This window comes from Nocardiopsis sp. M1B1, assembly GCF_052466615.1.
In genome coordinates this window covers 2711032-2737971 of record NZ_CP196194.1, presented here as the reverse complement: position 1 = coordinate 2737971, position 26940 = coordinate 2711032, and the positions used below count along the sequence as shown (strand labels likewise).

Annotated in this window: 23 protein-coding genes; 5 read left to right on the top strand and 18 right to left on the bottom strand. The window is 75.2% G+C overall.

Features of this window, described 5'->3' with window-relative positions; all coding sequences use genetic code 11:
* The first annotated feature begins 63 nt into the window (after nt 1–63).
* Nucleotides 64–738, top strand: coding sequence for a TetR/AcrR family transcriptional regulator (locus ACSTA4_RS11680; RefSeq protein WP_444963541.1), 675 nt, complete (start codon nt 64–66; stop codon nt 736–738).
* A gap of 209 nt (nt 739–947) precedes the next feature.
* Entirely contained in the window at nt 948–1904 is a 957-nt protein-coding gene (locus ACSTA4_RS11675; protein ID WP_444963540.1) for an Lrp/AsnC family transcriptional regulator, read from the top strand.
* Nucleotides 1905–2008: 104 nt separating this feature from the next.
* On the opposite strand, the gene ACSTA4_RS11670 is transcribed toward ACSTA4_RS11675, so the two are convergent.
* Nucleotides 2009–3469, bottom strand: a complete 1461-nt coding sequence (locus ACSTA4_RS11670; protein WP_444963539.1) for an amidase family protein — start codon at nt 3467–3469, stop codon at nt 2009–2011.
* Nucleotides 3470–3709: 240 nt separating this feature from the next.
* Between ACSTA4_RS11670 and ACSTA4_RS11665 the strand changes: the two genes are divergently transcribed.
* Genes ACSTA4_RS11665 through ACSTA4_RS11655 form a run of 3 tightly spaced genes read left to right on the top strand, consistent with a single transcriptional unit; the run spans nt 3710 to nt 6669 of the window.
* Nucleotides 3710–4456, top strand: coding sequence for a DUF5058 family protein (locus tag ACSTA4_RS11665; RefSeq protein WP_444963538.1), 747 nt, complete (start codon nt 3710–3712; stop codon nt 4454–4456).
* A gap of 41 nt (nt 4457–4497) precedes the next feature.
* Nucleotides 4498–5418: a hypothetical protein gene (locus ACSTA4_RS11660; protein WP_444963537.1), complete on the top strand. Its 921-nt coding sequence runs from the start codon at nt 4498–4500 to the stop codon at nt 5416–5418.
* Nucleotides 5419–6669 carry an amidohydrolase gene (locus ACSTA4_RS11655; protein WP_444963536.1) on the top strand — a complete coding sequence of 417 codons (1251 nt, stop codon included), beginning with the start codon at nt 5419–5421 and terminating at the stop codon, nt 6667–6669.
* 235 nt (nt 6670–6904) lie between these two features.
* Here the strand turns inward: ACSTA4_RS11655 and ACSTA4_RS11650 are convergent, their stop codons facing one another.
* From ACSTA4_RS11650 to ACSTA4_RS11570, 17 genes are all read right to left on the bottom strand, one after another.
* Nucleotides 6905–7378: an SRPBCC domain-containing protein gene (locus ACSTA4_RS11650; protein WP_444963535.1), complete on the bottom strand. Its 474-nt coding sequence runs from the start codon at nt 7376–7378 to the stop codon at nt 6905–6907.
* Between the two features lie 233 nt (nt 7379–7611).
* A complete protein-coding gene (locus ACSTA4_RS11645; RefSeq protein ID WP_444963534.1) occupies nt 7612–10161 on the bottom strand; it encodes an AMP-binding protein in 2550 nt (849 codons plus the stop codon).
* The gene (locus ACSTA4_RS11640; protein ID WP_444963533.1) at nt 10158–12506 is read right to left on the bottom strand and encodes a CoA transferase; all 2349 of its coding nucleotides are present in this window, start codon (nt 12504–12506) and stop codon (nt 10158–10160) included. Before ACSTA4_RS11640 ends, ACSTA4_RS11645 begins: the two co-directional genes overlap by 4 nt.
* Nucleotides 12503–14164: a class I adenylate-forming enzyme family protein gene (locus ACSTA4_RS11635; protein WP_444963532.1), complete on the bottom strand. Its 1662-nt coding sequence runs from the start codon at nt 14162–14164 to the stop codon at nt 12503–12505. The genes ACSTA4_RS11640 and ACSTA4_RS11635 overlap by 4 nt, the downstream gene beginning before the upstream one ends.
* Nucleotides 14161–15531, bottom strand: a complete 1371-nt coding sequence (locus ACSTA4_RS11630; RefSeq protein ID WP_444963531.1) for a protoporphyrinogen/coproporphyrinogen oxidase — start codon at nt 15529–15531, stop codon at nt 14161–14163. The genes ACSTA4_RS11635 and ACSTA4_RS11630 overlap by 4 nt, the downstream gene beginning before the upstream one ends.
* A complete protein-coding gene (locus ACSTA4_RS11625) occupies nt 15528–16514 on the bottom strand; it encodes a UbiA family prenyltransferase (protein ID WP_444963530.1) in 987 nt (328 codons plus the stop codon). The genes ACSTA4_RS11630 and ACSTA4_RS11625 overlap by 4 nt, the downstream gene beginning before the upstream one ends.
* Nucleotides 16511–17662 carry a DegT/DnrJ/EryC1/StrS family aminotransferase gene (locus tag ACSTA4_RS11620; protein WP_444963529.1) on the bottom strand — a complete coding sequence of 384 codons (1152 nt, stop codon included), beginning with the start codon at nt 17660–17662 and terminating at the stop codon, nt 16511–16513. The genes ACSTA4_RS11625 and ACSTA4_RS11620 overlap by 4 nt, the downstream gene beginning before the upstream one ends.
* On the bottom strand, nt 17659–18864 hold the full coding sequence (locus ACSTA4_RS11615) for a DegT/DnrJ/EryC1/StrS family aminotransferase (protein ID WP_444964148.1): 1206 nt from the start codon (nt 18862–18864) through the stop codon (nt 17659–17661). Before ACSTA4_RS11615 ends, ACSTA4_RS11620 begins: the two co-directional genes overlap by 4 nt.
* Nucleotides 18865–18938: 74 nt before the next feature.
* Nucleotides 18939–19463 carry an EF-hand domain-containing protein gene (locus ACSTA4_RS11610; RefSeq protein WP_444963528.1) on the bottom strand — a complete coding sequence of 175 codons (525 nt, stop codon included), beginning with the start codon at nt 19461–19463 and terminating at the stop codon, nt 18939–18941.
* Between the two features lie 258 nt (nt 19464–19721).
* Entirely contained in the window at nt 19722–20249 is a 528-nt protein-coding gene (locus ACSTA4_RS11605; protein WP_248769919.1) for an EF-hand domain-containing protein, read from the bottom strand.
* 186 nt (nt 20250–20435) lie between these two features.
* Complete coding sequence (locus tag ACSTA4_RS11600) at nt 20436–20897, bottom strand: DUF6917 domain-containing protein (protein WP_444963527.1); 462 nt, start codon at nt 20895–20897, stop codon at nt 20436–20438.
* Entirely contained in the window at nt 20894–21826 is a 933-nt protein-coding gene (locus tag ACSTA4_RS11595) for a Gfo/Idh/MocA family protein (protein ID WP_444963526.1), read from the bottom strand. Before ACSTA4_RS11595 ends, ACSTA4_RS11600 begins: the two co-directional genes overlap by 4 nt.
* Nucleotides 21823–22956, bottom strand: a complete 1134-nt coding sequence (locus tag ACSTA4_RS11590; protein WP_444963525.1) for an Ldh family oxidoreductase — start codon at nt 22954–22956, stop codon at nt 21823–21825. Before ACSTA4_RS11590 ends, ACSTA4_RS11595 begins: the two co-directional genes overlap by 4 nt.
* Nucleotides 22953–24356: a M20/M25/M40 family metallo-hydrolase gene (locus ACSTA4_RS11585; RefSeq protein ID WP_444963524.1), complete on the bottom strand. Its 1404-nt coding sequence runs from the start codon at nt 24354–24356 to the stop codon at nt 22953–22955. The genes ACSTA4_RS11590 and ACSTA4_RS11585 overlap by 4 nt, the downstream gene beginning before the upstream one ends.
* Entirely contained in the window at nt 24353–25321 is a 969-nt protein-coding gene (locus ACSTA4_RS11580; RefSeq protein WP_444963523.1) for a sugar phosphate isomerase/epimerase family protein, read from the bottom strand. The genes ACSTA4_RS11585 and ACSTA4_RS11580 overlap by 4 nt, the downstream gene beginning before the upstream one ends.
* The gene (locus ACSTA4_RS11575; protein WP_444963522.1) at nt 25305–26318 is read right to left on the bottom strand and encodes an oxidoreductase; all 1014 of its coding nucleotides are present in this window, start codon (nt 26316–26318) and stop codon (nt 25305–25307) included. The genes ACSTA4_RS11580 and ACSTA4_RS11575 overlap by 17 nt, the downstream gene beginning before the upstream one ends.
* A 281-nt stretch (nt 26319–26599) precedes the next feature.
* Nucleotides 26600–26917 carry a hypothetical protein gene (locus ACSTA4_RS11570; RefSeq protein ID WP_212640394.1) on the bottom strand — a complete coding sequence of 106 codons (318 nt, stop codon included), beginning with the start codon at nt 26915–26917 and terminating at the stop codon, nt 26600–26602.
* Between the last annotated feature and the right edge of the window lie 23 nt (nt 26918–26940).

Sequence of the window (26940 nt, the reverse complement as noted above, 5' to 3'; positions counted from 1 at the left end):
CTTACACCAGTAAGGCCGTCAAGGAGAGACGGCGGAACACCGAACAGTTCACGGAGAGTCCACGTGGCACCGAGTCCCCAACGGCAGCGCCCCCCACTGAGCCGGGAGCGCATCTTCCAGGCGGCCGCGAGCGTGGCCGACGAGCGCGGCGTGGCCTCGGTGAGCATGCGCAAGGTGGCCGAGCACCTGGGGGTGGAGGCGATGTCGCTGTACCACCACGTGGCCAGCAAGGACGAGATCCTGGACGGGGTCGTCGACCTGGTCTTCGGCGAGATCGAACTACCGGACGAGGCGGCCGACTGGAGGGCCGCCATGCGCCTGCGCGCGCTCTCGGCCCGGGAGGCGCTCTCGCGCCACACCTGGGCGCTGGGGCTGATGGACTCCCGCCGCAACCCCGGCCCGGCCACGCTGAACCACCACGACCGGGTGATCGGGTGCCTGCGGCGTGCGGGGTTCCCCATCGCGTTGGCGGCCCAGGCGTTCTCGACCCTGGACAGCTACGTCTACGGGTTCGTCCTACAGGAGGCGAGCCTGCCCTTCCGGACGTCCGAGGAGTTGGAGGACGTGGCAGGCGCGATCCGCGAGGGAATGCCCGCCGACCGCTACCCCCATCTGACCGAGATGATGACCGACCACGCCCTGCGGCCGGGCTATGACTACGCCAACGAGTTCGAACGCGGTCTGGACCTGATCCTCGAAGGCCTGGCGAGGACCCTCGCCGCCTCCGCCGCGCCGTGAACACCCACCACACCCGAGAGGCGAAATCGGCACCGGGCACACGCGTAGGACCGAAACCGGATTCCCTGGGCTCCGGATTCAGGCGAAGGAAGGGAAGCGAGGGGCGGGGGGCGCGGAGTGTGACGCAGGAGATCCCCGGCCGCCGCCGCGCGGAGCCGACCCGGTACGGTCGTCCTCACCTGGTCGGACCCCGCGAAAGGCGTGCTGAGATGACTCGCGTCCTGGACGGACTGGAGCGGCGCATCGCCGCCGCCCTACAGGTCGACGGACGCGCCTCCTGGCGCAGGATCGCCTCGGTGCTCGGCGAGCCCGAGCGCACCGTCGCCCGGCGCGGCAACCAGATGCTGGCCTCGGGAGACGTCACCGTCGCCGGGATGCTCCCCCACGCCGACTCCGTGGTGCTGCGGGTGCGCTGCGCGCCCGGGACCGCGCGCACCACCACCGAGGCGCTGGCCCAGCGCGCCGACTGCACCTTCGCCTACATGACCACCGGCGCCACCGACTGCGTCGCCGAGCTGATGTTCGACGCCGGAATGCTGCCGAAGGTGCTCGGCACCGAGATCCCCGCCACGGTCGGGCTGCGCGCCGCGGTGACCTATCCGATCCTGCGCTACTTCCGCACCATCCGCGGCTGGCGTTTCGGTCCCCTCACCGCGGCCCAGACCACCGCCCTGACCGCCGACCACGCAGCCGACCACACCGACTTCCCGGACGGCGACGAGCTCACGGCCCAGGACCTGCGGATCGCCGGGGTGCTGGCCGAGAACGGCCGGGCCGGTTTCGAGGAGATCGCCCGGCGCACGGGGGTCTCCGAGACCACGGCGAGCCGCCGTACCGACTGGCTGCTGCGCCGTGGCCACGTGCACCTGCGCGCCCTGGTGGAGCCCGCTCTGGTGGGACTCCCGGTGGAGGCCGTGCTCTGGATCCGGGCACTGCCGAGCCGCGTGGACGAGATCGGCCGGGAACTGGCCGGGACGCGGGAGGTCCGGTACGCGGCAGCGCTGGCGGGCGACCACCAGATCGTGGCCAACGTGACCGTTCCGGACAGCGCCTCGCTCTACCGGTTCATCACCGGGTCGCCCTGGGCCGCCGGGGTCGACTCCGTGGAGACCACCCTGGTGCTGCACGCCCGCAAACGCGGCGGCAGGATGCTCGGCGTCGGCTGAGGGGGCCGGCCCCCGGAGCAGGCCCCGCCGGGGTCCGCCGGGGCCGAACGGTCCCGACGGGCACTCCCGACGGACACCCCGGCAGTCTCCCCCGGTCCCTCCGCCTACCCCGCGGCCACCGTCGTCACCGGGCGCACGTCCTGGCCCGTGCCCGCACCGACCTCCGGCCGCCGGTCCACGCACCGGGTGCGGTCCTCGAAGGCCTTGGCGTAGCGCAGCAGCGCCACGTCCCGGTAGTGGTCCACCGACATCTGGAACCCCGCCGGGAGCCCGGACGGGGTGAACCCCGCGGGCATCGCCAGCACCGGCAGTCCCGTGGCCGAGAGCACGCAGGCCGCGCGCATCCAGTCCAGGTAGGTCGCGGGCTCGACGCCGTTGATCGCGGAGGGGTAGCGCAGCCGGGCGTCGAAGGGCAGCACCTGCGCGGCCGGGCTGAGGAGGAGGTCGTAGCGCGCGTGGAAGTCCCGGACGGCCGCGGCCAGCCGGGTCCGCGCGGCGGTGGCGTCGATGATCCGCTGCGCGCTCAGCTCCCAGCCCGCCTCGACGTTCCAGACCACCTCGGGCTTGATGAGGTCGCGGTGCTCGCGCACGAGCGGGCCCAGGTTGGCGGCGAAGTCGAGGGCGCGGGTGACGCGGAAGACCTCGTCGGCTCCGGTGAGGTCCGGAGCGGCCTCCTCCACTACGGCCCCGGCCTCCTCGAAGACGGCCAACCGCCGCGTCAGCACCTCCAGCACCTCGGACTCCACGGGGATGCCGAGCCCCAGGTCCGGGCTCCAGGCCACCCGCACACCCCGCAGGTCCCCCTCCAGCGGGCCGGAGAAGTCCGCGCCCGTCAGCGGGGCCGGGGGCCGGACCCGGTCCGAGGGCCCGGCGACCGCGGACATGAACAGGGCGATGTCGGACACCTCACGGGCCATCGGTCCCGTGCGGCCCAACCAGGCCCCGTCGTTGCCCGGAGAGGGGGCGGGGATCACCCCGTAGGACGGGCGCAGGCCCACCACGTTGCAGAACGAGGCCGGGATGCGCAGCGAGCCGCCCATGTCCGAGCCCTCCCCCAGCGGCTGGATCCCGGCGGCGACGGCCGCGGCCACCCCGCCGGAGGAGCCGCCCGCGCTGCGCGCGGGGTCGTAGGGGTTGGTGGTGGTGCCGAAGACCTCGTTGAAGGTGTGCGACCCGGCCCCGAACTCGGGGACGTTGGACTTGCCCGTGGCGACCGCGCCCGCGGCGCGCAGGCGGGCGACGACCGGGTCGTCCTCGGCGGGCACGTGGTCGGCGAACACGCGCGAGCCGTTGGTGCTGCGCATCCCGGCCACCGCGTGGGTGTCCTTGTGGGTCATGGGCAGCCCGTGCAGGGGCGGCAGGTCGGCGCCGGAGACGGTGAGCCGGTCCGCGGCCTCGGCGGCGGCGCGGGCCTGTTCGGCAGCGACGGTGACCACGGCGTTCACGGCCGGGTTGACCTCCCCGATCCGCTCCAGGTGCGCGGCCACGGCCTCCCGGGCGGAGACCTCCCGGCGGCGGATCGCGCCGACCAGGGCCGTCGCCGTCATCTGCTGAATCTCGTTCATGGGCCGTTCTCCGACTTCCTCGCCGCTCCGGTGCCTTCCGGACTGCCGCGCCCCAGTCTGCGCCGCGGCCGGGCGTTCCGGAACAGCGCCCGGGTGATGCGGCGCACTTCGGGGGAAACGGCCATCTTCGTGTCGTTTTCTGGCAGGTATTGCCACCTCCGACGCGCCTACCTGAGGGTTGTCGAAATCAGGGCCCGAAAGTGTGTTCTGCGTCATACGCGAGAAGGAGCGTTCGAAGCCATGGCACCCCCGAACACGGCCGCCCCGAGCGCCGACGGACCCGCCGACATCCTGGCGGTCGCCAACTCCCCGGTGATCTGGTTGTGCGCGCTCGGCGTCTTCGCCGCCATCTTCGCCCAGAGCCTCGTCTACATGCGGGCCGCCCGCACCGCCGGACCCGGGGTCGGGATGAGCCGGGCCGACCTCAGGAACGCCTACCGCGCCGGTGCCGTGGCCTCGATCGGCCCCTCACTCGCCGTCGTCCTGGTGGCCGTCGCCCTGCTGGCGCTCTTCGGCACGCCCGCCGTGCTCGTGCGCATCGGGCTGATCGGGTCGGCGAGCACCGAGGTCGCCTCGGCCGGTATCGCCGCGGGCACCGCCGGGGCGACCCTGGGCGGCAACGGCTACGACCCCTCCGTCTTCGCCCTGGCCTTCGTCGCCATGAGCCTGTCCGGCGGGATGTGGATGCTCGCCACCCTGGTGCTCACCCCCCTGCTCAGGCGCGGCGGCGAGAGGCTGGGCGCGGTGAACCCCGCCGTCATGGCGGTCGTCCCGTGCGCCGCCCTGCTCGGGGCGTTCAGCATGCTGGCGGTCACCGAGGTGCCCAAGTCCGCCGTCCACGCGGTCACCGTCCTGGCGTCGGCCGCCGTCATGGCCGCCTGCCTGTACCTGGCCAGGCTCATCGACGCGCGCTGGCTCAAGGAGTGGGCCCTGGGCTTCTCCATCATCGCGGCCCTCGCGGTCGCCTACCTGCTCCACCCGGCGTGAACCCCGACCGTCCGAACCCCGGCAACGGAGAAGGAGAGAGTATGAGCACGGACGCCTCCGGACGGGCCGAGGCCAGCATGGCGAGGTTCGAGGACACCACCTCCCGGTGGGGCCGGTTGACCATGTCCGCCGGCCTGCTGCTGTCCCTGGCCGGACCCGCCTACCTGGTGGTGTTCGGCGGACTGGACCTCGACGCGTCCCGGATCTGGGTGGCGTTCATCGCCGTCGCCGCCACGTTCGGCGTGTTCTGGGTGCTGGAACCGCTGACCTACTTCCCCATCCTCGGCCCGGCGGCGATGTACCAGGCCTTCATGGTCGGCAACATCTCCAACAAGCTGCTGCCCGCGGCCGTCGTCGCCCAGGCCAGCGTGGACGCCAGACCCGGGACGCGCCGCGGGGATCTGACCGCGGTCCTGGCCATCTGCGGCGCCGCGACCGTGCACCTGACCTCCCTCCTGGTCGGCGTGGGGCTGCTGGGCACCTGGCTGGTCTCGGTGCTGCCGCCCGCGCTGATCGAGGTGTCGCGGCTGTACATCCTCCCCGCCGTCATGGGGGCGGTGCTGGTGCAATGCTTCGCCACGATGCGCCAGCCCCGGACCGCCGCCGTGGCCGTCGTGACCGCGCTGGGCATCCAGTTCTGCGTGCTCGCCCTGGTCCCGGGTCTGGCCCTGTTCTCCACCGCCCTGTGCGTGGGGGTGACGATCGTGCTGTCCTGGTTCCTACGGGACCGCCGCGTCGTCCACGGGGCGCCGGGCGGGAACGGACCCGCTCCCGAGGCGGGCCCCACCGCCACGGGAACCGGCGGGGCCGACGCCCCCGACACGAACACCCACGGCACGACGAACCGCGACACCGAGATTCCCGGCACGAACGCCCGCGACACCGAAGTCCCCCGCACCGACGTCTCAGGCACGGACGACCCCGTCGCCCGAGGCACCGCCCACTCCGAGGAAGGCCGCTGAATGACCGCCCGACCCGAGACCGCACCCTGCCCCCTCCCGGCCGCTCCGGACACCGAACGCATGCACCGGATCTACCGGCACCTGCACTCCCACCCCGAACTGTCCATGCGCGAACACGCCACCGCCGACTTCATCGCCGCCGAACTGGACGATCTGGGCGTGGAGAACTTCCGCTGCGGCGGCACCGGCGTCGTCGGCGTCATCCGCAACGGCCGGGGGCCGGTGGTGGCCTTCCGCGCCGACACCGACGCACTGCCCATCGCCGAGGACACCGGGCTCGACTACGCCAGCACGGCCACCGGCACCCTCGACGACGGCACCGTGGTGCCCGTGATGCACGGCTGCGGGCACGACACCCACGTCACCTCCCTGCTCACGGCGGCCCGGGTGCTGCTGGAGGGCGCCGACGCGTGGGCGGGAACCCTGGTGCTGGTGTTCCAGCCGGGTGAGGAGACCGCGGCGGGCGCCCGGGCGATGGTCGACGACGGCCTGTGGGAGCGCGCGCCCCGTCCCGAGGTGGTCCTCGGCCAGCACGTGATGCCGCTGGCGGCCGGAACGGTGACGATCAGCCACGGAACCGCCATGGCCATGGCCGACGCGCTGCGGGTGACGCTGTACGGCAAGCAGTCCCACGGTTCGCAGCCGCAGTCCTCGATCGACCCGATCGTGCTCGGCGCGCACGTCATCACCCGGTTGCAGACGGTCGTGTCGCGCGAGCTGGACCCGCGTTCGCCCGCCGTGATCACCTCTGGCACCTTCCACGCCGGGTTGAAGGAGAACATCATCCCGGACCGGGCGGAGTTCACCCTCAACATCCGCACGTTCGAGCAGCCGGTGCGTGAGACGGTGCTCGCCGCGGTGCGGCGGATCATCGCCGCCGAGGCGGCCGCCTCCAACGCCCCCGAACCGCTGGTCGAGGAGATCTACACCTTTCCCCGCTGCCACAACGACCCGGTGGCGGCCGGGCGGGTGGAGGCGGCGCTGCGCGCCGCTCTCGGGGAGGAGAACGTGGCCGTCGGCCAGCCGGTGATGGGCAGCGAGGACTTCGGGCACCTCGCCGACTCCATCGGCGTGCCCTCCGTCTACTGGATGTTCGGCGGGTTCGACCTCGACGCGGGGGAGCCCCCGGTGAACCACTCCCCGTACTTCGGCCCGCTCATGGAGCCGACGCTGGCCACGGGGACCCGGGCGGCCGTCGCCGGAATCCTGGCCTACCTGGGCGCCGGGGCCGCCGGGCCGGAACACGGGTGAGGGGCCGGAGCGGGCCGCGAGCGGCCGCGGACAGCCGGACCGGGGCGCGGGTGAGGGGCCGGAGGACGCCGGCGCGGTCGGGAGCCGCGGGACCGGCCGCGATCGGTCGGGACTGACCTCGAAGGGCCGGGCCCGGCCTCGGGAGACCGGGGCGCCCGCCCGCCGGGGCGGGTGCCTCACCGCCCGTGTGCCACCGTTCAGCATGTCACCGCTCGGCGCGTCACCGCTCGGCGCGTCACCGTTCGACGTGGGCCGCGAGGTTGGCCAGGGACGAGGCGAGGGCCTCCTCGTGGACGGCGTGATCGATGCCCCGGGGCACGTCGGCGGCCTCGACGGTGACCAGGGTGCCCTCCGGCGCCGCCGCGAGGGTCCAGGTCATGGTCATCGTCCCGGCGAAGTCGGGGTCGGGCGACTCGAAGCCGATCCGCTGCACGACCCGCTCCCCGGGCACCAGCTCGGCGAAGGCGACCTCGGTGACGTCCTCCGTCTCCGAGGTCTTGCCCCGCCCCTCCCGCGGGTCGAGGTAGGTCAGCACCATGCGGTACCCGCCCCCGGGCCACGGCTCGAAGCGGTCGATCCTGCCCGTCATGCCCTCCGGCGGCAGCCAGGCCGCGAGGGCGTCCGGTTCGGTCATCGCCGCGTAGACCGCCGCCGCGGAGGCTCGGACGGTCCTGCTCCCCCGGTCGGTGCGCGGTGCTCTCGATGTCATGGTCACCCTCCCGGCCACTGCTGTGCGTGTACGCGGGCAACCTAGCCGACGCTCCCGACAGAAGGCGTGCGCCCCGGGCAGGCCGGTTTCACCCGCGTGGTCTTGTACTCATAGCGAGTTCGGAGCACCGAACCTCGCCATAAGTACAAGATCACCGCAGGTCAAGACACTCGCGTCACACCAGCGACGTTTCCGGCCGGTGTCACCCGCTTCAGCGGACGCGGTCCACGCGCTCAGAGGGGGCGGCGGCCCTGGACCGAGTAGATCGCGCAGGAGCTGGCCCGGAAGGACGGGTCCGCCAGGAGCGCGCGCACCCGGGCGAGCCGCTCGTCGCTCATCCCCTCGCGCACGAAGGCGTCGCGCAGGTGACGGGTGTGGTGCGCGATCAGGTGCACGCCGGGGGAGTCGGCGTCCCACAGCTCCAGCCGGGGCCGGGGGTCGATGTCCACCAGACCCGCGCCGCGCATCGCCTCGGCGGCGTTGCGCCCCCAGGCCGGGTCGGCCCCGGCGCGGACCATCAGCCTGGTCTTGGCCTCCTGGAACTCCTCGTAGAGCTTCTGGGACTCGGCGTCGGGCATGAGCAGCGCCGGGCCGTAGGTGATGTCGAACTCGTCGAGCTGGAGCACGCCGCCGGGCTTGAGCGCGCGCACCAGGCGTTCCAGGACCGCGATCCGCTCCGGGATGTGCAACAGGACCAGCCGGGAGTGGATGAGGTCGAAGGCGGCCTCGGGCAACGGGTCGCGGACCACGTCGTGGCGGAGGACCTCCAGACCCTCGACGGCGGGGATGCGCTCGGGCTTGATGTCGGTGGCCAGCACGCTCCCGCCCGGGGAGACCCGGTCGGCCAGCCAGAGCGCGACGCTGCCGCCCCCGGCGCCCACCTCCAGGCAGTCCCACCCCGGCCCGACACCGGTCTGCTCCAGGCGTTCGGTGGTCACGGGGTCGTAGGCGGCGGCCAGGAAGCGGTGCTGGTCGAAGGCGTGCTCGCTGTGGTTGTCGAAGACGTAGCGCTGGTCCTCGGCGGCGTCGGTCACCGGTGTCTCCTCGGGGGTCGGTCGGGTCGGTCGGATCGTCGGGGCCGGTCGGGCCGGTCCGGCCGGTCGGACTACGGGGTCTGACGGAGCGCGACCGCCCTCGGCCGCGGCCCGGCCCGGCGGTCGGTGCGCGCCGACGGCCTCGGCGGCTACGCGGGTCAGGGTGGCCGTGCACACCTTCCCGGTCGGGCCGAGCGGCAGTTCGGGCAGCACGACCACGTGCTCGGGCAGCGCGCGCACGTCCAGGCCGCGTTCGTCGCGCAGGAAGGCGATGAGCTCCTTCGCGGAGGGCGCGGCGGCCCCCTCCGCGGGGGACACGCAGGCGCACATGCGCTCGCCCAGGTCGGGGTCGGGGACGGGGACGCAGTGGGCCTCCGCGAGGGCGGGGTGGGCGCCGAGTTCGCGCTCCACCTCGGCCGGGAAGATGTTGACGCCGCCCCGGATCACCGTCCGGCGCAGGCGGTCCACCACCCGCAGCGCGCCGTCGGGGTCCAGGCGGCCCAGGTCGCCGGTGCGCACCCACCCGCCCGGGGCCCGCCGCTCGGCGTCCAGCTCGGGCGCGGCGACGCGGCACAGCGGTGTCATCGGGCCCAGGGCCCAGATCTCGCCGGTCTCCCCCCGCGGAACCGGGCGCCCCCGAGGGTCGCGGATGCTCACCTCGGCCACCTCGGGGGCGGGGTCTCCGGCCAGGCCCGGCTCCCACGCCTCGGGGCGGCGGGCGGTGTGGCAGTTGACCCCGTCGGTGGAGCCGTAGACGTTGACCACGGGCCGCCCGAAGCGGGCGGCGCAGGCGTCGCGGACCTCCCGGTGCAGCGGGGCGCCGCTGGCCACCACCGCGCGCAGGGACGAGGTGTCGGCCCGCTCGGGCAGCGCGGTGATCCGCCGCAGCATGGTGGGCACGCCGATCAGGTGGGTGGGGCGGTGCAGCTCGATCGCGCGCAGCGCGGCGGCCGGGTCGAAGCGGGGCAGGACCACCAGGGTCGCGCCGAGCCCGGCCAGGGTCACCGGCACCCCGCAGGAGCCGAAGGAGGAGGCCAGCGACACCAGGACCAGGTTGCGCATGGGTCCGGGTCCGGTGTGCAGCGCCGCCACGTAGTTGGCCCGGCCGCCCGCCATGGCGTTGTGGCTGTAGGCGACCATGCCGGGTTCGCCCTCCGAGCCGGAGGAGACCAGGACGCGGGCCGGGGACTCGGGGTCGGGCCGGGCGGGACGCCAGTCCCGCAGCGTCCCGGCGTCGGGCCGGTCCAGGCTGCGCGTCCCGGGGCGGGCCGGGCCGAACGCCCACGTCCGGCGCAGGGTCGGCGGCGGGTCCGCGCGGCGGATCCGTCGGGCGCGCTCCGGGGTGGTGACGAGGTCGGCGGCCCGGGAGCGGGCGAGCAGGCTGCGCACGTCGGCCGGGGACCGGCCGTCGGGAATCGGCAGCGCGACCGCGCCGACGGCGGCGACGGCGAGTTCGGCCACGACGGCCTCGCGTCCGTTGGGCAGCAGGACGCCGACGACGTCGCGTTCCCCCGTTCCCCCTGCGGCCAGCGAGGCGGCGGCGCGGCGCACGGCGGCGTCCAGCCCGGCGTAGTCGAGCGTGCCGTGGTCGTCGACGACGGCGTCGCGTCCGGGGTGGGCGAGCGCGTGCTCGTGGAAGAGGGTGTACAGGTCCCGGCCCGGGCACCAGCCGCGCGCGGTCCACCGCGCGCGCAGGTCGGCCGGGACCAGGTCGCGCAGTTCCAGGCCGTTGGAGGAGGTCCAGGTCATCGGTTCTCCGCGGGCGTGTGGGCGGCCACGGCGCCGTCCGGAGACGTCGACGGTGCGGCGTGTGGGATGTCCGGGCCGGTGGTCCTGCCGCTGGTGCCGCCGCCGGCGCCGTCGTGGGCGCCGCTGGTGCCGCCGGGAGCGGGTTCGTTCCGTACGGGCGCGCCCCGGCGCGCGGCGCCGTCACGCGGCCCCGTCCCGGCGCTCGGGGCGTCGGCGGCGGGCGCGAAGCTCCACGGGGCACGGACGCAGGAAGCGCCGCCGACCGTGTCGAAGGCCGCCGCGAACGCCGGTGCGGCGGCCATCGCCGCCAGGTCCTCCACGGGTACGGGACCGCTCCGCCCACCGGGAGCCGGGCCGCCGCTCTCCAGGGGCGCGGTGACGCCTCCCGTCCGCGACGCGGCGCCGTCGTGCTCCACGGCGACGAGGCCGCCGCGTTCCCCCGGCGCGGTGCCGCCTCGTGGTCCGGTCCGGGTGCGGTCCCACCGCTGGGGCACGGCGCCGTCGCGCTGGCCGGGTCCGGTACCGCTCCGTCGCCCGGGAACGGGGGCGCTCCGCTCCCCGGGAACGGGGGCGCTCCGCTCCCCCTCTTCGGCCGCGGTGCCGCGTCCGGCGCGGCGCAGCAGCCGGGCCGCGTCCGACAGGGCGGTCCGGGCGCGGACCCCGGCGCCGGTGCGGGCGCGCAGCAGCAGCGCGGCCACCGCCCCCTCGGCGGCGAGGATTCCGCCGAGCACGTCGGTGAGGGTGAGCAGGGACGGCGCGGGCTCCCGCCCGGGACCGGCCAGGAGGTCGGCCACCCCGCCGTGCGCCTGGACCAGGTAGTCGGTGGCCAGCGCGCCGGGTTCGGGAGCCCGGCCGCCCCATCCGTCGGCGTGCACGTGGACCAGGCCGGGGGCGGGGCCGGCGAGGTCGTCGGGGCCCAGGCCGAACCCCTCGGCGCGCCCGGGCGGCCAGTTGTAGAGCAGGACGTCGGCCGTGGCGGCCAGGTCACGGGCGGCCCGGCGCCCGGCCGCGGACTTGAGGTCGGTCTCGACCGCGCCCTTGCCCCGGTTCAGGGCCAGGAACCGGGCGGAGCTGTCCCCCGCCATCGGCGCCACCCCGCGCATGGGGTCGCCGCCCGGGGGTTCGATCCGCACGACCTCGGCGCCGAGCATGGCGAGCAGCAGCCCGGCGAGCGGGCCCTGCACGCGGTTGGTGGCCTCCACCACCCGCAGTCCGGCCAGGGGCGCGGCGGCATCGGGCCCGAGCGCTGCCAGGGGGGCGGCCGGGGTCCCGGCGGCGTCCCGCGCGCGCAGCCGCCACTCCGAGGCCGGGTCGGGCTCCTCGGCCTCCCGGACGGCGCGGACGAGGGCCAGGCTCATGCCCGCGTCGCGGGCGGCCAGGCGGACCCGGGCGAGGTCCACGGCCGCGATCGCGGCGGGCAGCTCGGGCGGCAGCGGGCACACCGCGGTGGCGAAGCGCCTCTGGAAGGGCGGCCACCCGGCGGCGATCGCGGCCGGGGCAGCGCCCAGGTCGGTCCAGAACCGCAGCCAGACCTCGGCGTCCAGGGTCTCGATCTCGAAGCGCGCTCCGTCGGCGGAGCGGAAGGGCGGAACGGTTCCGGGCACGACAGCACCACGGCCACCACCGGCACCAGCGCCTCCCGCGTCGAGCGCGGACGAGCCCGTGCCGGGCCCGGGAGCGCTCCGGCGGGGGTCGGCCTCACCGGTCACCGGCGCTCCGGCACCGGGCGCGGCTCCTGCCCTGCCGGGCACGGACGCGCCCGCCGCGGCTTCCCGGCCCGGGGCGGTGGCCGCGGCGACGTAGGGCCCCGCCGCGAGCAGGGCGGCCTGGGCCGCGGAGACCGACGCCGACAGCGCCGGGCCGCCGCGCGCCAGGGCCAGCGCGCAGGCCGCCACCGCCTGAGCGGCCAGCACCCCCGCGCACACCGACGCGTAGTCCACCCCCAGGAACCGGGCCGCCCCGCGGGCCCGGCCGTGCAGGTGCGCCAGCCCGCAGGCGGCCTGGACGTCGCGCTCCCCCGCCAGGGGCGCCGCGACCGGCCCGGACCAGCCGATGGCGCAGCCGACCGGTACCGGCAGCACCCGGGTTCCCCCTCCGCCGGAGCCGTCAGCGCCCGGGGCCGCGCCGGAGCCGTTCCCGCCCGGGCCCCACTCGCCCGGGACGGCCACCAGGCCGATCCACCCGGCCGGCGCCTGCGGGGGCAGGGGCCCCTCGACCCGGGAGACCGCGCAGCCGAGCGCCTCCAGGCGCGCCGCCGCGATCCGCAACGCGACCGAGTCGCCCACCGCCCGCGCGGCGGCCCCGGCCAGCGGGAGCGGGGCCGCGTCCACCGGCGGGGCGGTCACGTCCACTTCCCCGTTCCGCAGGTGTCGGGGCGCAGGCCCAGGTGCTCGCGCAGCACGGAGCGGCGGACCTTGCCGGTGCCGGTGCGCGGCAGCTCGTCCCAGGTCAGCACCACCGGGTCGGCGAGTTCGGGCAGGTCGGCGACGGCGCCGCGCCAGGCCACGATGTCCAGGCCCCCGCTCTCGGTGGCCACCACCGGCACCGGGGGCCCGTCCGGAACGCTCAGGACGACGCACTCCAGCACCTCGGGCAGGCGGTCGTCCACGACGTCCTCCACCTCCAGGCAGCCGCCCTCGCGCAGGGCGTCCACCTCGCGGTCCACCAACCGCAGCGCGCCGGTGCGGCTGAGGACGCCGATGTCGCCGGTGTTCCACCACTCGCCCACCAGCTTGGACCGCCACCGGCCCTCCTCGCCGACGTAGCCCAGGCACAGGGCCTCGGTGCGGCAGAAGATCAGGCCGGGCGTACCGGCCGGGACGGGGCGCGTGGTGTGCGGGTCGACCGCGCGCAGTTTGGTGCGGGTGGGGATGGCGCGGCCCAGGTGACGGGTGGTCGGGTGGCGCTCGTTCTCCGCGGCCATCGCCCGCCGGGTGAGGAACCGGAAGGTCAGCGGCCCGGTCTCGCTCTGGCCCCAGCCCTGCATCCACACCGGGCGCCGGTGGCCGGTGGCGCCCAGGAAGGCGCGCACGGTCGGCGGGTGCACGGCGTCGAAGGTGCTGACGTAGAGCCGCACCCGGTCGAACGGGGCGTCCTCCCGCTCCGCCCGGTTCTGCCAGCGCGCGAAGACCGCGGGCGCGGCCTCCAGGGTGGTGGGGCGGTGCCGCTCCAGCAGCGGTCCGGCCTCGGCCCAGTCGGCGCCGGTGACCACGGACAGCCCGCCCGGGGACAGCCACAGCACGCTGGCGGTCCAGGCGAGCGCGCGCCCGTGCGCGAAGGAGTACGCGCCGGTCACCGTGTCGTCGGGGCGGCTGCTCAGCACGGGCCAGCGGTGCGCCTCGAACCCGGCCAGGCGGCGCATGATCGTGCGGGTGGAGTGCGGGACCAGCTTGGGCACGCCCGTGGTGCCGGAGGTGTGCATGATCGCCAGGGGCGCGTCCAGGTGCGGCCTGCGCGGCGGCGGTGCCTCGGTGCCGCGCACGTCGTCCAGGCGCAGGACGCTCCCGGCCGGGCCCCCTCCCCCGACGGGGACCCCGTCCCCGACCGGACCCGCGCCCCCTGTCGAACCGTCGATGACCAGGGTGCGGGCCGCGTGCACGGCGGGGTCGGCCCCCGCCTCCCGGGACGCGGCGAGCAGGGCGGCGTCGGTGACCAGCAGCGCCGGGTCCAGCCGCTTGAGCAGGACCTCCAGCGCGTCCGGCTCCAGGTGCGCCGACAGCGACGCGGGCACCGCGCCCAGCCGGGCCGCGGCGCAGTTGAGCAGTACGTAGTCCCAGTGGTTGCGCTTGGCGATCGCGACGCGGTCGCCGGGCCGCACACCGGCCGCCGCGAGCCACCCGGCCGCCTCGCGCACCAGTTCGGCCACCCGGGGCACGTCCAGCTCGGTGCCCAGGCCGGGGGCGATGTCCAGCGGCCTGCTCAGGTGCACGGCGGTCGTGGAGCCGCGCTCGACCAGGTCGTCGAAGAGTGTGCCCAGGTGCAGGGGCTTGGTGAACAGCGTCATCGTCGTCGGTCCTCACTGGAGGCGGGAACGGGGGTCTGGGCCGTCGAGGCGAGGAAGGCCAGGACCCGCGCGGCGGCCGTGGCCCCGGAGGAGACCGCGCCCTCGCTGCACGGGCGCAGCGAGATCCAGTCCCCGGCGTAGTCCACGGCCGCGGGCGGGCGTACGGCGAAGGCGGCGCGCTCGCGCAGGGCGCGCGGCCCCGCGGCGGGCAGGCCGTGGCGGAAGCGGTGCACGCGCACGGCCTCCACGTGCTGGGACAGGCCGGGCAGCAGGAGTTCGGCGCGGGCGGTGAGCCGCTCCGCCACCAGCGCGTCGGAGGCGTCCAGGAGTTCGGCCGCGCCGCGCGGCGAGGCGACCAGGGAGACCAGGCCCCGGCCGGACGGCGCCCGGCCCGGGTGCTTGTTGTGGTCGGCGGTGACCACGTTGAGCAGCGGGTCCTCCAGGGCGGGCACCAGGGTGGCGAAGCCGCCGCGCGCCCCGGCCGGTTCCATCGGGCGGTCCAGGACCAGGGAGACGCGGAGCATGGGCGCGTACTCGCAGGCCTCCAGGTAGGCGCGCTCGACGCCGGACGCGCCGGGGTGGAGCACGGCCGCGAGCGGGGCGGGCACGGCCAGCACGGCCGCGCGGGCGTTGACCGTGCCCGCCGGGGACTCCAGCCTGACCCCGTCGGGGCCCGCGGACACGCCGGTCACCGGGTGGGCGGTGACCACGTCGAGCCGGTCGGCCAGGGCCCGCGCGAGGGTGTCCATGCCGTCGCGGTAGGTGCGCCAGCGCGCGCTGCTGCCCGCGGAGACCAGGTGCGCGGCGAAGGGGGCGGCGGCCGTGTGCTCGGGGTCCCAGCCGAAGAACCCGGCGGCCAGGGCGCCGAGCAGCCGGTACCGCAGCTCCGGGTGGTAGGGGCGGAGCAGTTCGGCCAGGGTGCGCGCGCCCAGCGGGGAGCGCTCGGGGTGTTCGGGGTCCAGGCCGAGGCGGGCCAACTGGAGCTGGAGGCGCAGCAGGTCGGCCCGCGCGCGCGGGGACAGCCCGGCGCCGGTGAGCAGGCCCAGGGGGCGGCCCACGTGCGGTCGGGCCCGGCCCCCGCGCCAGGACGCCAGGGCGCCGCGGATGCGGGGCACCGCGCCGCGGTCGGCGTCCAGGCCGACCTCGCGGATCAGCTTCCAGGTGGCCGGGTAGGCCTTCGCCGGGGGCAGCATCTCCGCGCCGGTGTCGATGAGGCAGCCGTGCTCGCGCAGGGTGCGCATGCGTCCGCCCACGGCCTCGGCGGCCTCCAGGACGCGGACCGAGCGGCCCGCGCGGGCCAGCGCGTGGGCGGCGGCCAGTCCGGCGGGGCCCGCTCCGACCACGGCGACGTCGAGCACCTCGCTCATACGGCGCCTCCCAGGAGCACGGGCGCCAGCAGGTGGGCGGCGATGAGCAGGACCACGGTGACCCGGTGGGTGTGGATGGCCAGGCGGCGGGCGCGCAGGATGTCGTTCTGGACGAACCCGATGAAGAGCTGGGCCACCCGCATCAGGAAGACGGGGGCCAGGACGATCGGGAACCACCACGGGGAGATCCCGGCCAGGGTGGAGCCGCTGATGAGCAGGCTCTCCGCCGCGGTCGCCGCGATGATGAAGGCGGTGTTGAGGCGCCTGGGCACCAGCGCGGCCACGGTGATCCGCCCTGCGGCGCGGTCGCCCGCGGCGTCGTTGGTGTTGGAGTACAGGCCGAAGAGCATCGGGCCGAAGCCGAACAGCAGTGCCTGGACCACGACGAAGCCGTTCAGCTCCCCGGTGAGCAGCCCGTAGGGCACCAGGACCCAGCCCACGCCCAGGCCGATGAGGAAGATCTCCTGGAAGCCCCGGTAGCTGATCTTGAGGCCCCAGGAGTACTGGACCGAGGCGACCACGCACAGGGCGGCCAGGGCGACCGCCCAGGCGGGCCGGTGCGGGGCGGCCAGGACGACCAGGCCCCAGAGCAGGGCGCTCACCGCGGTCGCCGCCCAGGCGAAGCGCAGCGCCTGCGGTTCGGTGAGCGTCCCGGCGACGAGGGGTTTGCGGGCCAGTCGGCGGCGGGCCGCGTCCGAGCCGTAGTTGGCCGCGTCGCTGCCGTCGCGGTAGCCGGTGACGTCGTCGAAGGCGACCATGGCGGCCACCACGGCCACCTCGGCGAGCAGGATGAGCAGGAGCAGCCCCAGCGTGCCCGGCTCCCAGCGCAGCGCGGGCGCGAGCATGGCCAGTACCAGGGGCAGGCCGATGTAGTAGTCGTAGATGTCGAGCTTGGCCAGCCGGGCGTAGGCGGCCGGGGTGCCCCGGGGCGGCGCTGCCGCGGTCGCCGGTCCGGCGGGGGGCGCGGCGGTGTGGTCGGTCATCTTGTTCTCCTGGAACGGTCGGCGAACGCGCACACGGTGTCGGCGATGTGCTCCACCTGGGCGTCGTCCAGGTGCGGGTACAGCGGCAGGGAGATGTTGCGCCGGGCCGCCGACTCCGCGTTGGGCCAGCGGGCCCCGGCCCGGGCGTACGGGGCGAACGCGGGCTGGGCGGGCAGGGCGCGCGGGTAGTACACGTGGGTGTCGACCCCGTGCGCGGACAGGTGGACACGCAGGTCGTCGCGCTCCTCGGCCAGGAGCGTGTAGACGTAGTGGCAGCGCCCGTCGCCGCCCGTGGGCGGCGCCGTGATCCCGGCTCCGGCCAGTTGCGCGAACCGGCTGGAGTAGTAGGTGGAGATCTCGGCCCGTCGGGCGAGCCGCTCCTCCAGCCCGCTCAGCCGGTGCAGCTGGAACTCGGCCATCACCTCGTCGAAGCGGCTGTTGAAGCCGATCCGGTGGTGCAGGAAGCGGTGCGTGCCGTCCTGGCCGTGGTTGCGCAGCATCCGCACGCGCACGGCGAGTTCGGCGTCCGCGGTGACCACCACGCCGCCCTCGCCGGGCATGCCGAAGGTCTTGACCTGGACGAAGGAGTAGACCCCGGCGTCGCCCCACAGCCCGGCGGGGCGGCCGCCGAGGGTTCCGCCCTGGGCCAGCGCGGAGTCCTCGACCAGGCGCAGCGCGTACTGGTCGGCCAGGTCCCGGAACCGGGGCATGGCGGCCATCATCGAGAACACGTGCGCGGGCATGACCGCGCGGGTGCGCGCGGTGAGGGCGGCCTCGGCGGCGTCCGGGTCCAGGGTCAGGGAGACCGGGTCGATGTCGGCGAAGACCGGGCGCGCGCCGCGTTCGACGACGGTGCTGGCCAGCGGCGCGCAGCCGAAGGCCGGTACCACCACCTCGTCTCCGGGGCCGATCTCCATGGCGGCCAGGACCAGGGTGAGCGCGGAGGTGCCGCTGGAGCAGGCGACGACGTCGGCGGCGGCGAGGCGGTCGCGCAGTTGGCGTTCGAGGCGGGCGGTGCGCTCGCCGAGGATGAACTTCTGCGCGCCGCCGGTGCCGGTGGCGTGGACGGCCTCCAGCAGGACGTCGCGGTCGGCGTCGAACAGGTCGGGGGCGAAGAAGGGGATGCGCTGCCCGGTCGCCGTGGTCATCGGTGCCTCCGAACGCAGAAGTCCTCGATCTCCTCGCAGACCCGGTCCGCCTGGGCGTCGGTCAGGTCGGGGTAGAGCGGCAGGGCCACCGCCGCCTCGCAGGCCGCCTCGGCGCGCGGGAAGTCGCCGGGCGCGTATCCCAGGTGGGTGAAGCAGGGCTGCAGGTGCAGCGGGATCGGGTAGTAGGTCTCGGTGCCGATCCCGGCCCCGGCCAGGTGGGCGACCAGGGCGTCGCGGTCGTCGGCCTCGACGAGGTGGACGTAGACGACGCGGTCGCCGCCGGGATGGGGCGCGACGGCGCCGGGCACGGCGCGTATCCCGGGCAGGTCGCGCAGGCGGGCGTCGTAGCGCGCGGACAGCTCGGCCCGGCGGGCGATGTCGGCGTCGAGCCGGGAGAGCTTGGCCAGCAGCACGGCGGCCTGGATGTCGTCCATCTTGCTGTTGCAGCCCGCGACGACCGTCGGGTTGGCGATGCCGGGGAAGTCGTCCAGGGTCCGCCCGGAGCGGCCGTGGTGGCGCAGTGCCCGCGCGGTCTCGGCGACGGCGTCGTCGTCGGTGAGCAGCGCGCCCGCGTCGCCGATGGCGCCGAGGGTCTTGGAGGGGAAGAAGGACAGCACGCCGCCGGTGCCGAGCAGTCCGGCGTGCACGCCGCGCAGCCGCATGCCGATGGCCTCGGCGCTGTCCTCCAGCACGGTCAGGCCGCGGCGCCGGGCGACCTCGCGCACGCCCTCCATGTCGGCCAAGCGGTCGAACAGGTGGACCGGCATGACCATCCGGGTGCGGGAGGTGGCCACCGCGTCCACCGAGGCCGGGTCGATGCCGTACCCGTGCTCCTCGATGTCGGCGAAGACCGGGACGCCCCCGGCGAGGACGACGGAGCTGGCGGTGGCGACGAAGGAGTAGGCGGGGACGATCACCTCGTCGCCGGGGCGCAGCCCGGCGGCGCGCAGCAGGATGACGAGGGCGTCGGTTCCGGAGTTGACGCCGACCACGTGCCGGGCGCCGGTCCAGCGGGCCAGGGCGTCCTCGAACTCGGCGACCATGGCCCCGTGCGAGAACTTGCCCCGGTCCATGACCCGGAGGCAGTTCTCCCGGATGCGCGGCCACAGTTGCGCGAAGCTCCGGGACTGGTCGAAGAAGGGGACGGGGAGGCGTGTTCTGCCGGGGGGCGCCGCCTCGGGGGGTTGGAGCGTTCTCTTCAACTTCTCCACGTTTCTACGCTGCGGGAGGGGGGCGGTCGGCGGCCGGGGCGGCGGGCCCCGGCCGGATCGGGGGCTCAGCCGCCGAGGAGGGGGATGTCGTTGCGGCCGAGGTGGTAGTCGCGGACCGCGTCGACCAGTTCGGAGGCGGAGAGCGTGCCGCTGCCGTCGGTGTCGAGTTCGTCGAAGACGCGGTCGGCGTCCCGCGCACTGACGCCGACGGCGTCGAGCCACTGGCGCATCTCGCTCCGGCTGACCTCGCCGTCGCCGTCGGTGTCGAGCACGTCCATGGTGGCCTGGAGCGTCGGCCGGGCGATCTCGGCGAAGCCGTCCTCGCTGCCGACCATCTCGCGCCCGGCGACCTCCATGAACTGGTCGCGGTTCATCCGGTCGGTGCCCGCGGCCGCCGCCAGGCGGTCGAACATGCCCAGGTAGGCGGCCTTGAGCGCGTCGCCACGGGCGGTGCCCTCGGCCCCCAGGCGCGAGACGATGCCGTCGGCCTCGGCCGCGAGGTCCGAGCGCTCGATCACCCCGTTGCCGTCGACGTCCCAGAGGCGGAAACGCTCCTCCAGGCGGCTGGCGGTCTTGGTCGCGGTCGTCATGGGCTTTCCCTCACTTCTTCTGTGGAACAACTTCCGTGGAACAACAGAAGCACGACGTCATACCGGCATTCGAAAAGGGCGCCGCAAACCGGACTCCGACCGTTTTCCACGCCGAATAAAGCCCTTCCCGTGCGCCTCGGGAAAGACGGAACGGGAGGGCCGGTGCACTTCGTTTTCCCGCCTTCTCGCACCGCGGAGGGGAGAGGGGCGGGAAGTGGTCCCGGCCGCGGCGGTCGGCCGCGGCCGGGACGAGGGGTCTCAGCTCCCGAGGAGGGGGATGTCGTTGCGGCCGAGGTGGTAGTCGCGGACCGCGTCGACCAGCTCGGTGGTGGACAGCTTGCCGCTGCCGTCGGTGTCCAGCTCGGCGAAGGCACGGTCGGCCTCGGCGCCCTGGAGACCGATGGCGGCGAACCACTTCTGCATCTCGGAGGGGCTGATCTCACCGTCGCCGCTCGTGTCCAGCACGTTGACGATGGCCTGGATGGTCGGCTGGACGACCGAGGCGAAGCCGGCGTCGCCCTTGCTGATGATCTCCTGCTCGGCGGCCTGGACGAACTGCTCCTGGCTCATCTCCTGGGTGCCGGCGGCGGCGGCCAGGTGGTCGAACATCGCCAGGTAGGCGGTCTTGAGCTCGTTGCCCTGAGCGGTGCCCTCGGCTCCCAGGCGCGAGACGATGTCGTTCGCCTCGGTCTCGAAGTCCGAGCGCTCGATGGTCCCGTTGCCGTTGGAGTCCCAGAGGCGGAAGCGCTCTTCGAGGCGGCTGTTGGCCTTGGTTGCGGTCGTCATTTATTTTCCCTCTCAGTTCCCATGGAAAAACAGACGTACGATGCTCTCTCCGAGCACAGGAAAGGACCCTCCGGCCGAGTCCGGCCGGACCCTCCCCACACCCAGAACATTAGCCTGCGAGCGTGTCCCACAAAAGGGGTTCAGAAGAATCCACGGGGGTAATTGATTTTTTATATCGGACATCTTTCAGCAAATGCCAGATTCTTCGGAAACCGTTGCGGCGGCCGGGTCGGCGCCGACCGGCTCCCCCTGCCGGAACACCAGACACTCACCCGCGGCCAGACCCAGGTCCCGCCCGGTCGGCAGCGGGTCGGCGTGGACGAGCACGTTGTAGTGGTTGGGCATGTGGCAGGCGTCGAAGCCGAGCACCGTCCCCACCCGGCGCGGGCCGATCCACACCTCGTCGCCCCGGTCCACCACCCCGGCGCCGGTGATCTCGGCGAACCCGAGGAAGCCCACCCGGTCGATCCGGGCCCCCTCGGCGGTCTCGGTGTGGTCGGTGGCGACCAGCTCGTGCACCTCCCCAGCGCGCACGCACCGGCTGGCGTGGGGTTCGAGCCGCATGCCCCGCTCGCTCCTGCGGTGCACCAGGACCTTGACCAGCGTCGCGGTGACGTCCCGTTTGGGACCGTCCTCACGGGGGTTCACCGCGCCCCCTCCCTCGTCGGCTCCGCGGCCTCCGCCAGGCGGTAGGCGTCCCCGACCAGCCGCAGCGCGGACGGCCCGCCGGGGTCCTCGACCACGCCGCCGCGCACCCGCCGCTCGAACTCGGCGAGCACGCCCACGTACTCGTGCCACAGGGAGTCCTTGAACCCGGGGTGGCCCTCCAGCATGTCCGCCGTGAGCACCTCCCCGTCGGCGGTGCGCGCCTCGACGTCCTTGCGCTCGCCGGGGTGGGACCAGTCGAGCAGGACGCGTGCGCGCGCCCCCGCGGCGCGCAGCACGACCTCGGCCCGGCGGTCGGTGCCCGCGGCGTCGCGCGTGACGCGCGCCGACTCGGCCTCGGCGGGGCCGAGCAGCCACTCCACCAGGTCGAAGGCGTTGGGTCCGTTGTCGGCCACGCACCCGCCGCCGCAGCGGGCCGGGTCCAGGTACCAGGTGTCGGTCCCGGCGTGCTCCTCGATCCGTTCCAGGTAGCGCACGGTCAGCTCCTCCACCCGCCGTCCGGCCAGGTCCCGGCGCAGCCGCGCGAGCGCGGAGTTGTACCGGCGGTGGAAGGCGGTGAACAGCACCGTGTCCCGGTCGCGGGCGAGCGCGGCCAGCGCCTCCCCCTGGACGGCGTCCAGCGCGAGCGGCTTCTCCACGCACACGGCCACCCCGCGCCGCAGCGCGTCGGCGCAGATGGGAGCGTGGGCGTCGTTGGGCGCGGTGACCACCAGCGCGTCCAGTCCGGTCTCGTCGAGCATCCTGACGTGGTCGGTGTAGCCCCGCGCCCCGACCGGGTGGGCGGCGAGCACGCCGGGGTCGCGGTCGCACACCGCGACCAGGTCCAGGCCGGGCGCGGTGCGCAGGGCCTCCAGGTAGAAGCGGGAGATCACGCCGAGGCCGACCAGCCCGGTGCGCAGCGGGGCGCTCATCGGGTCTCCTCCCGCATCGCCTGGAGGGGCAGGCCGGTCCGGTCGGCCAGCTCCGCCAGCTCGGCGTACAGCTCCGCCTCCAGCGGCACGCCCGTCAGTCGCAGTTCCCGCGCCCGGTGGTGCTCGTGCCAGCCGGGGTAGCGCACCGGCGCGTCCGGGTCGGTGGGCGGGCAGTCCAGCAGCGCGCCGAACAGCTCGCGCGCGTCGTCCTCGGCCCCCTGCCGCAGGGCGTCGGGCGCGATCGCGGCCACGAAGAAGCCGATGTCGTCGTCGCGTCCGCTCGGGCCGCCGTCCCCGTCCAGGGCGTCGGGGTGCGGGCCCGTCCCGGCCCCCGGGACCAGCGCGGAGAGCACCTCGACCATGAGCCCGAGGCCGAAGCCCTTGTAGCGTCCCGCGTCGCCGCCCAGCCACATCAGGTGCGCGCGCCCGGCGTCGAAGGCGGCGGGGTCGGTGACGGGCGCGCCGGTGTCGTCGCACAGCAGGCCCTCGGGCAGGGTGAGGCCCTCGCGGGCGGCCTGGCGGACCCGGCCGGTGGGCGCGGCCGTGGTGCTCATGTCGAGCAGGAACGGGGGGTGCTCCCCCGCCGGGGCGGCGACGCTGAGCGGGTTGGTGCCCAGCATCGCGACCGCGCCGCCGGGCGGACGGGCGATGCGCTGGCGTCCGCAGTTGCTGGCCACCAGGCCCACCATGCCGCGTTCGGCCGCGCGCAGCGCGTGGTACCCGGCGCAGCCCAGGTGGGTGGCGCCGCGCACGGACACCAGTCCGATGCCGTGGCGCGCGGCGCGCTCGGCGGCCAGGTCCATGGCCTCGCTGGCCGCCCACAGGCCCAGGGCCCTCCGGGAGTCCCAGAGCACGGCGGCGCCGAGGTCGGCGAGGACGCGCGGCTCGGCGGCGGGGTCGGCCCTGCCCTCGTCGAGGAGCGGCAGGTAGAGGCGGGTCAGGTTGGCCAGGCCGTGCGAGCGCGGACCGGCGAGGTCTCCGTGGCACAGGGCGCGCGCCGCCTCGGCCGCCCGGTCGGGGGGCAGGCCTCGGTCGGCGAACACCCCGGCGGCGAACGCGACCAGGTCGTCGTGGCGTACCCGCACGGCCTCGTGTTCCGGCGGGGCCTGGGTGGGGGCCGCGGTGGTCACCGGGCCTCCCGGGCGGGGTTGTGGTGTGCGCGCATGTCCTCGTCGCCTTCCTCGTCGGTGGTGTGGGGCTCTTCGTCGGTGTGCGGCTCTCGGGCCTCGGGCGGGTCGTCGGGCCCGGGGGCCCGACGCGGGATCTGGTCGGTGAAGGCGGCCAGGACGCGGGCGACCGCGTCGGCGAACCCGTCGAGTTCGTCGACGCGCGCGAACTCGCCGTCGGCGTGCGCGTTGTTGGCGGCCAGGTCGCCGGGGCCCAGCACGGCGGTGCTGGCTCCGGCGACCCCGGACATCCAGATCGCGTCACAGGTGAAGGCGGGTTCGTCCGCGGGCCACGGTGCGATTCCGGCGCGGCGCAGCAGGGCGGGCCCCCAGGGGTCGCGGTCGTCCAGCGCGGGCAGGCCGCGCTTGGTCCACTCCAGGCGGGTGAGGGCGCGGGCGTCGGCGGCGGTGCGGGCGAACAGCGCGGTGTCGGCGAAGTCCTTGGTGAAGGCGTCCAGTCCCGCGTCGAGCGCGTCGGTCAGGGCGCGTTCCAGGGCGCGTCCGGCGGCGGCGTCCGCGTAGGCGAGGTTGAGCAGCAGCGACCCGCTGCCGTAGACCCTGTTGTGCAGGGTGCCGGTGTGCAGCCCGGCCAGGCACACCGCGCCGGATCGGGCGTACGCGTCCAGGGCGCGGCCCAGGTGCCGGGCCAGGTGGCCCAGCAGGACGGAGGCGTTGTGCCCGGTGTGCGGGCGGTCGTCGATGGCGTCGTCCCCGCGGACCGAGATCCGGGCGGTCATCGCCGCGGTGCTGCGTGTGAGGAACCGCATCCGGGTGGGCTCGCAGAAGATGTTGAGGCGGCCGGTGTGGCCGCGTTCGACCAGCGGCCGGGTGCCGAGGGTGCCCATGGCTCCGCCCTCCTCCCCGGCCACGGCCTGGACGAGCACCGCGACGTCGCGGCCGACGGCCGGGTCGCGTTCGCGGGCGGCCCGCACCCCGGCCAGCAGCGCCACCGCCGGGCCCTTGGCGTCGATGGCGCCGCGCCCGTGGAAGCGTTCGCCGTCGAAGCCGACCGGCTGCCGCCCGGCGACCGTGTCCAGGTGCACGTTGAACATCACGGTGCGCTCGGCGGGCAGGTCGGGGCCCAGCCGGAGCACGAGGCTGGGCTGGCAGCCGAGGAAGCCGGGGCGGGCCAGGGCCTCGCGGACCGGGGCCGGGACGTCCGGCCGGTCCATGTCGGCGGGCCGGGCCGGGGCGTGGTGCACGACGTCGAACCCGGCTTCGGCGGCGGCGCGGGCGTAGAGGAGCTGGGCCTCGCGCAGCAGCGGCGGGGGCCCGTCGGGGCCGGTCTCCAGCGGGCCCGCGGTGGGCAGTTCGAGCAGCCGCAGCAGCAGGTCGTGGTCGGCGGGGTTGAGCACGGCGGTCACCGGACCCCCTCGGTGCGGCGGAGACCGTCAGCGGTACGGGCGGCCCCGGTCGCGACGTGGGGGTCCGTGTCCCCGCCGCTGTGGGGGTCGTCCCCGGTGTGCCAGGTGCGGGCCAGGAGGTCCTCCAGTGCGCGCCCGTAGGCGACGAAGGCGGGCCGGTCGCCGCGGCCGGGGTCGGCGCCCGAGACCCGCAGGTGCGGGCGCAGGTGCAGGTGGGGCTCGATGGACAGCGTTCCGGTGTAGCCGTCGGCGGCCAGCAGCCGCAGGCACTCGGCGGTTCCGGCCTCCCCCTGACCGGGCAGGACGTAGTCGACCCCGCCGTCGGGCGCGGTGACGGCGTCCTTGACGTGCACGTGCTCCACGTGGTCGAGGAGGTGGCGCAGCATCTCCGGGGCCCGGTAGCCGTGGGCGACGCCGTTGCCGGTGTCGAACAGAAGCCGCAGGGCCGGGCTGTCCACCTCGGCCAGCAGTTCCAGGGCGCGGTCGGCGCGGTCCCCGGCCCAGCCCGCGCAGTTCTCGTGCACCAGCACCAGGCCCGCGTCCTCGGCCCGGCGGGCCAGTTCGCGCAGGCGGGCGCGGACGCGCCGCCCCCACTCGACCTCGGGGAGCCCGTCGCGGGGGTAGGACATGACCCGTACCATCCGGGTGCCCAGCGCCGCGCAGCGCCGGGCCAGGACGTCCAGTTCGGCCAGGTCGGGGGCGAAGTCGCCGGTGGCGGGCCTGGACCAGTCGGCGATTCGGGAGGCGACGGCGACCACGTCGGTCCCGGCCTCGCGTATCCGTCCGGCGGCGCGGTCGAAGGTCCGCTCGTCCAGGGCGGCCAGCGCGGTCCCGTCGACGGTGCGCAGTTCCAGGCGGTTCCAGCCGAGTTCGGCGAGGGCGGCGAGCTGTCCGTCGAGGTCGGGTGCCGCCTCGTCGCCGATCCCGGCGAGCGGCGGAGCGGTGTGTTCAGGCGCCGACGGCACTGCCCACCTCCTGCCTGCGGCCGGGGGCCGCGCACATCCGCTTGGCCTCGGTGAGCAGCCGGACCGCCTCGACCTGGACCGGGAGCGTGCCGGGACCGCGGAAGGAGCGGGCGTAGCGGGCGTAGGCGGCGCGGAGGAAGGCGGGGAGGGCGTCGTCGGCGAAGACCGAGTGGGAGGCCCGGTGTCCGGTGGCGTCCACCGACAGCTGGGCGGTGTGGTCGGCCGCGCTGCACGGGTAGTGGCCGGTGAGCACGGCGCGGTCGAACTCCAGCGCGATGCGGCGCTCGCGGACGGGGGAGGTCAGGTCCGAGTCGATCCGGCTGCGCACCCCGCCGTGGTGGGCGAGGTCGAGGCGGGCGCGGCCCAGTCCGGGCAGCCGGGTCTGCTCGGTGACCATGTCCTCCAGACAGGCCGCGGTGACGTCCGCTCCCCCGGCCAGGCTGATCACCACGGCCAGCGCGTGCGGGACCTCCACGTCGAAGGCGGTGGGGTGGCCCGGCGTCTGGGCGGTGCGGGTGAAGCGGGGCTTGTTCTGCAGGACCGTGATGGCGCGCAGGTCGCCGAAGACGCGGCCCCGCACCGCGGCGCGCAGGCGCCGCGTGAGCGCGCTGTCCAGCCACTGGGTGGTGACGGTCAGGTCCAGGTCCCAGCGCCGCCGCAGCCGGGCGACGGCGGCCAGCTCCACCAGGTCCAAGGCCAGCGGCTTCTCCACGACGACCATGCGGTAGCCGAGGCGGGCCAGATGCTCCAGCGGGCCGGAGCGCAGGTGCGGAGGCGTGCACAGGTGGACCACGGTGCGCGGGGGCGGCGCGCAGCGGGTCGCCTCCTCCAGGGAGTCGGCCGTGAGGACCCCCTCGACGGGGCCCCGGAACGGGTCGAACCCCATCACCGGCCCCGGGGCGAACAGGGCGGGGGCCTGGGCCCGTGCCTTGGCCAGGGACGGCAGGTGCAGCCCTTCTCCCGATCTGCCCAGGCCGACGATGAGGGTGTGCAGCATAACGTACGGGCACCTTTCCCTTCTGCTTTCACGGCGGTGCGCTGCCGAATCCCGGGGCGCAGCGGCCACGCGCTTTCCGACCACACTGGGACATCGCGCCGAAAGCGTCAAAGCAGAGAACATGTCCCTGGGTCCGAAAACTCGGAAACGGACATGTTGCCGTCCGCACTGCGAGAAGGAAATGCGTACTTTCGTGGTGTTTTCTCCCCGGCGGCCACACCGCCGCCGGAACACCGGACGGCCCCGCGACCGCCGGAAGGGAGCCGCGGGACCGGTCGGGGTCAGGCCACCGAGAAGCTGAACAGCCCGCTGGGCGGAGCGTGCCAGCCGTGGTCCGGCGCGACCAGGACCGACGGCCCGAAGCAGGTCGTGCCGGCGTGCATGCGCACGTCCGCGTCGGTGAGGTTGACCAGCACGTGTGCGGTCTCGGGGAGCCGCTGGCAGGTGCCCGACGGGGGTTCGGGGTAGCGGCGCAGCTCCTCGAACTCGGTCGTGAAGACGACGACCTCACCGGTCGCGGCGTGGGCCGGAGCGGCGCCCGCCACGGACCCGCCCGCCGCGAACGCGAGTGCCGCCGCGGCGGACACGAGAGCCCTCATTCCGATTGCCTCCATTTTCGTTC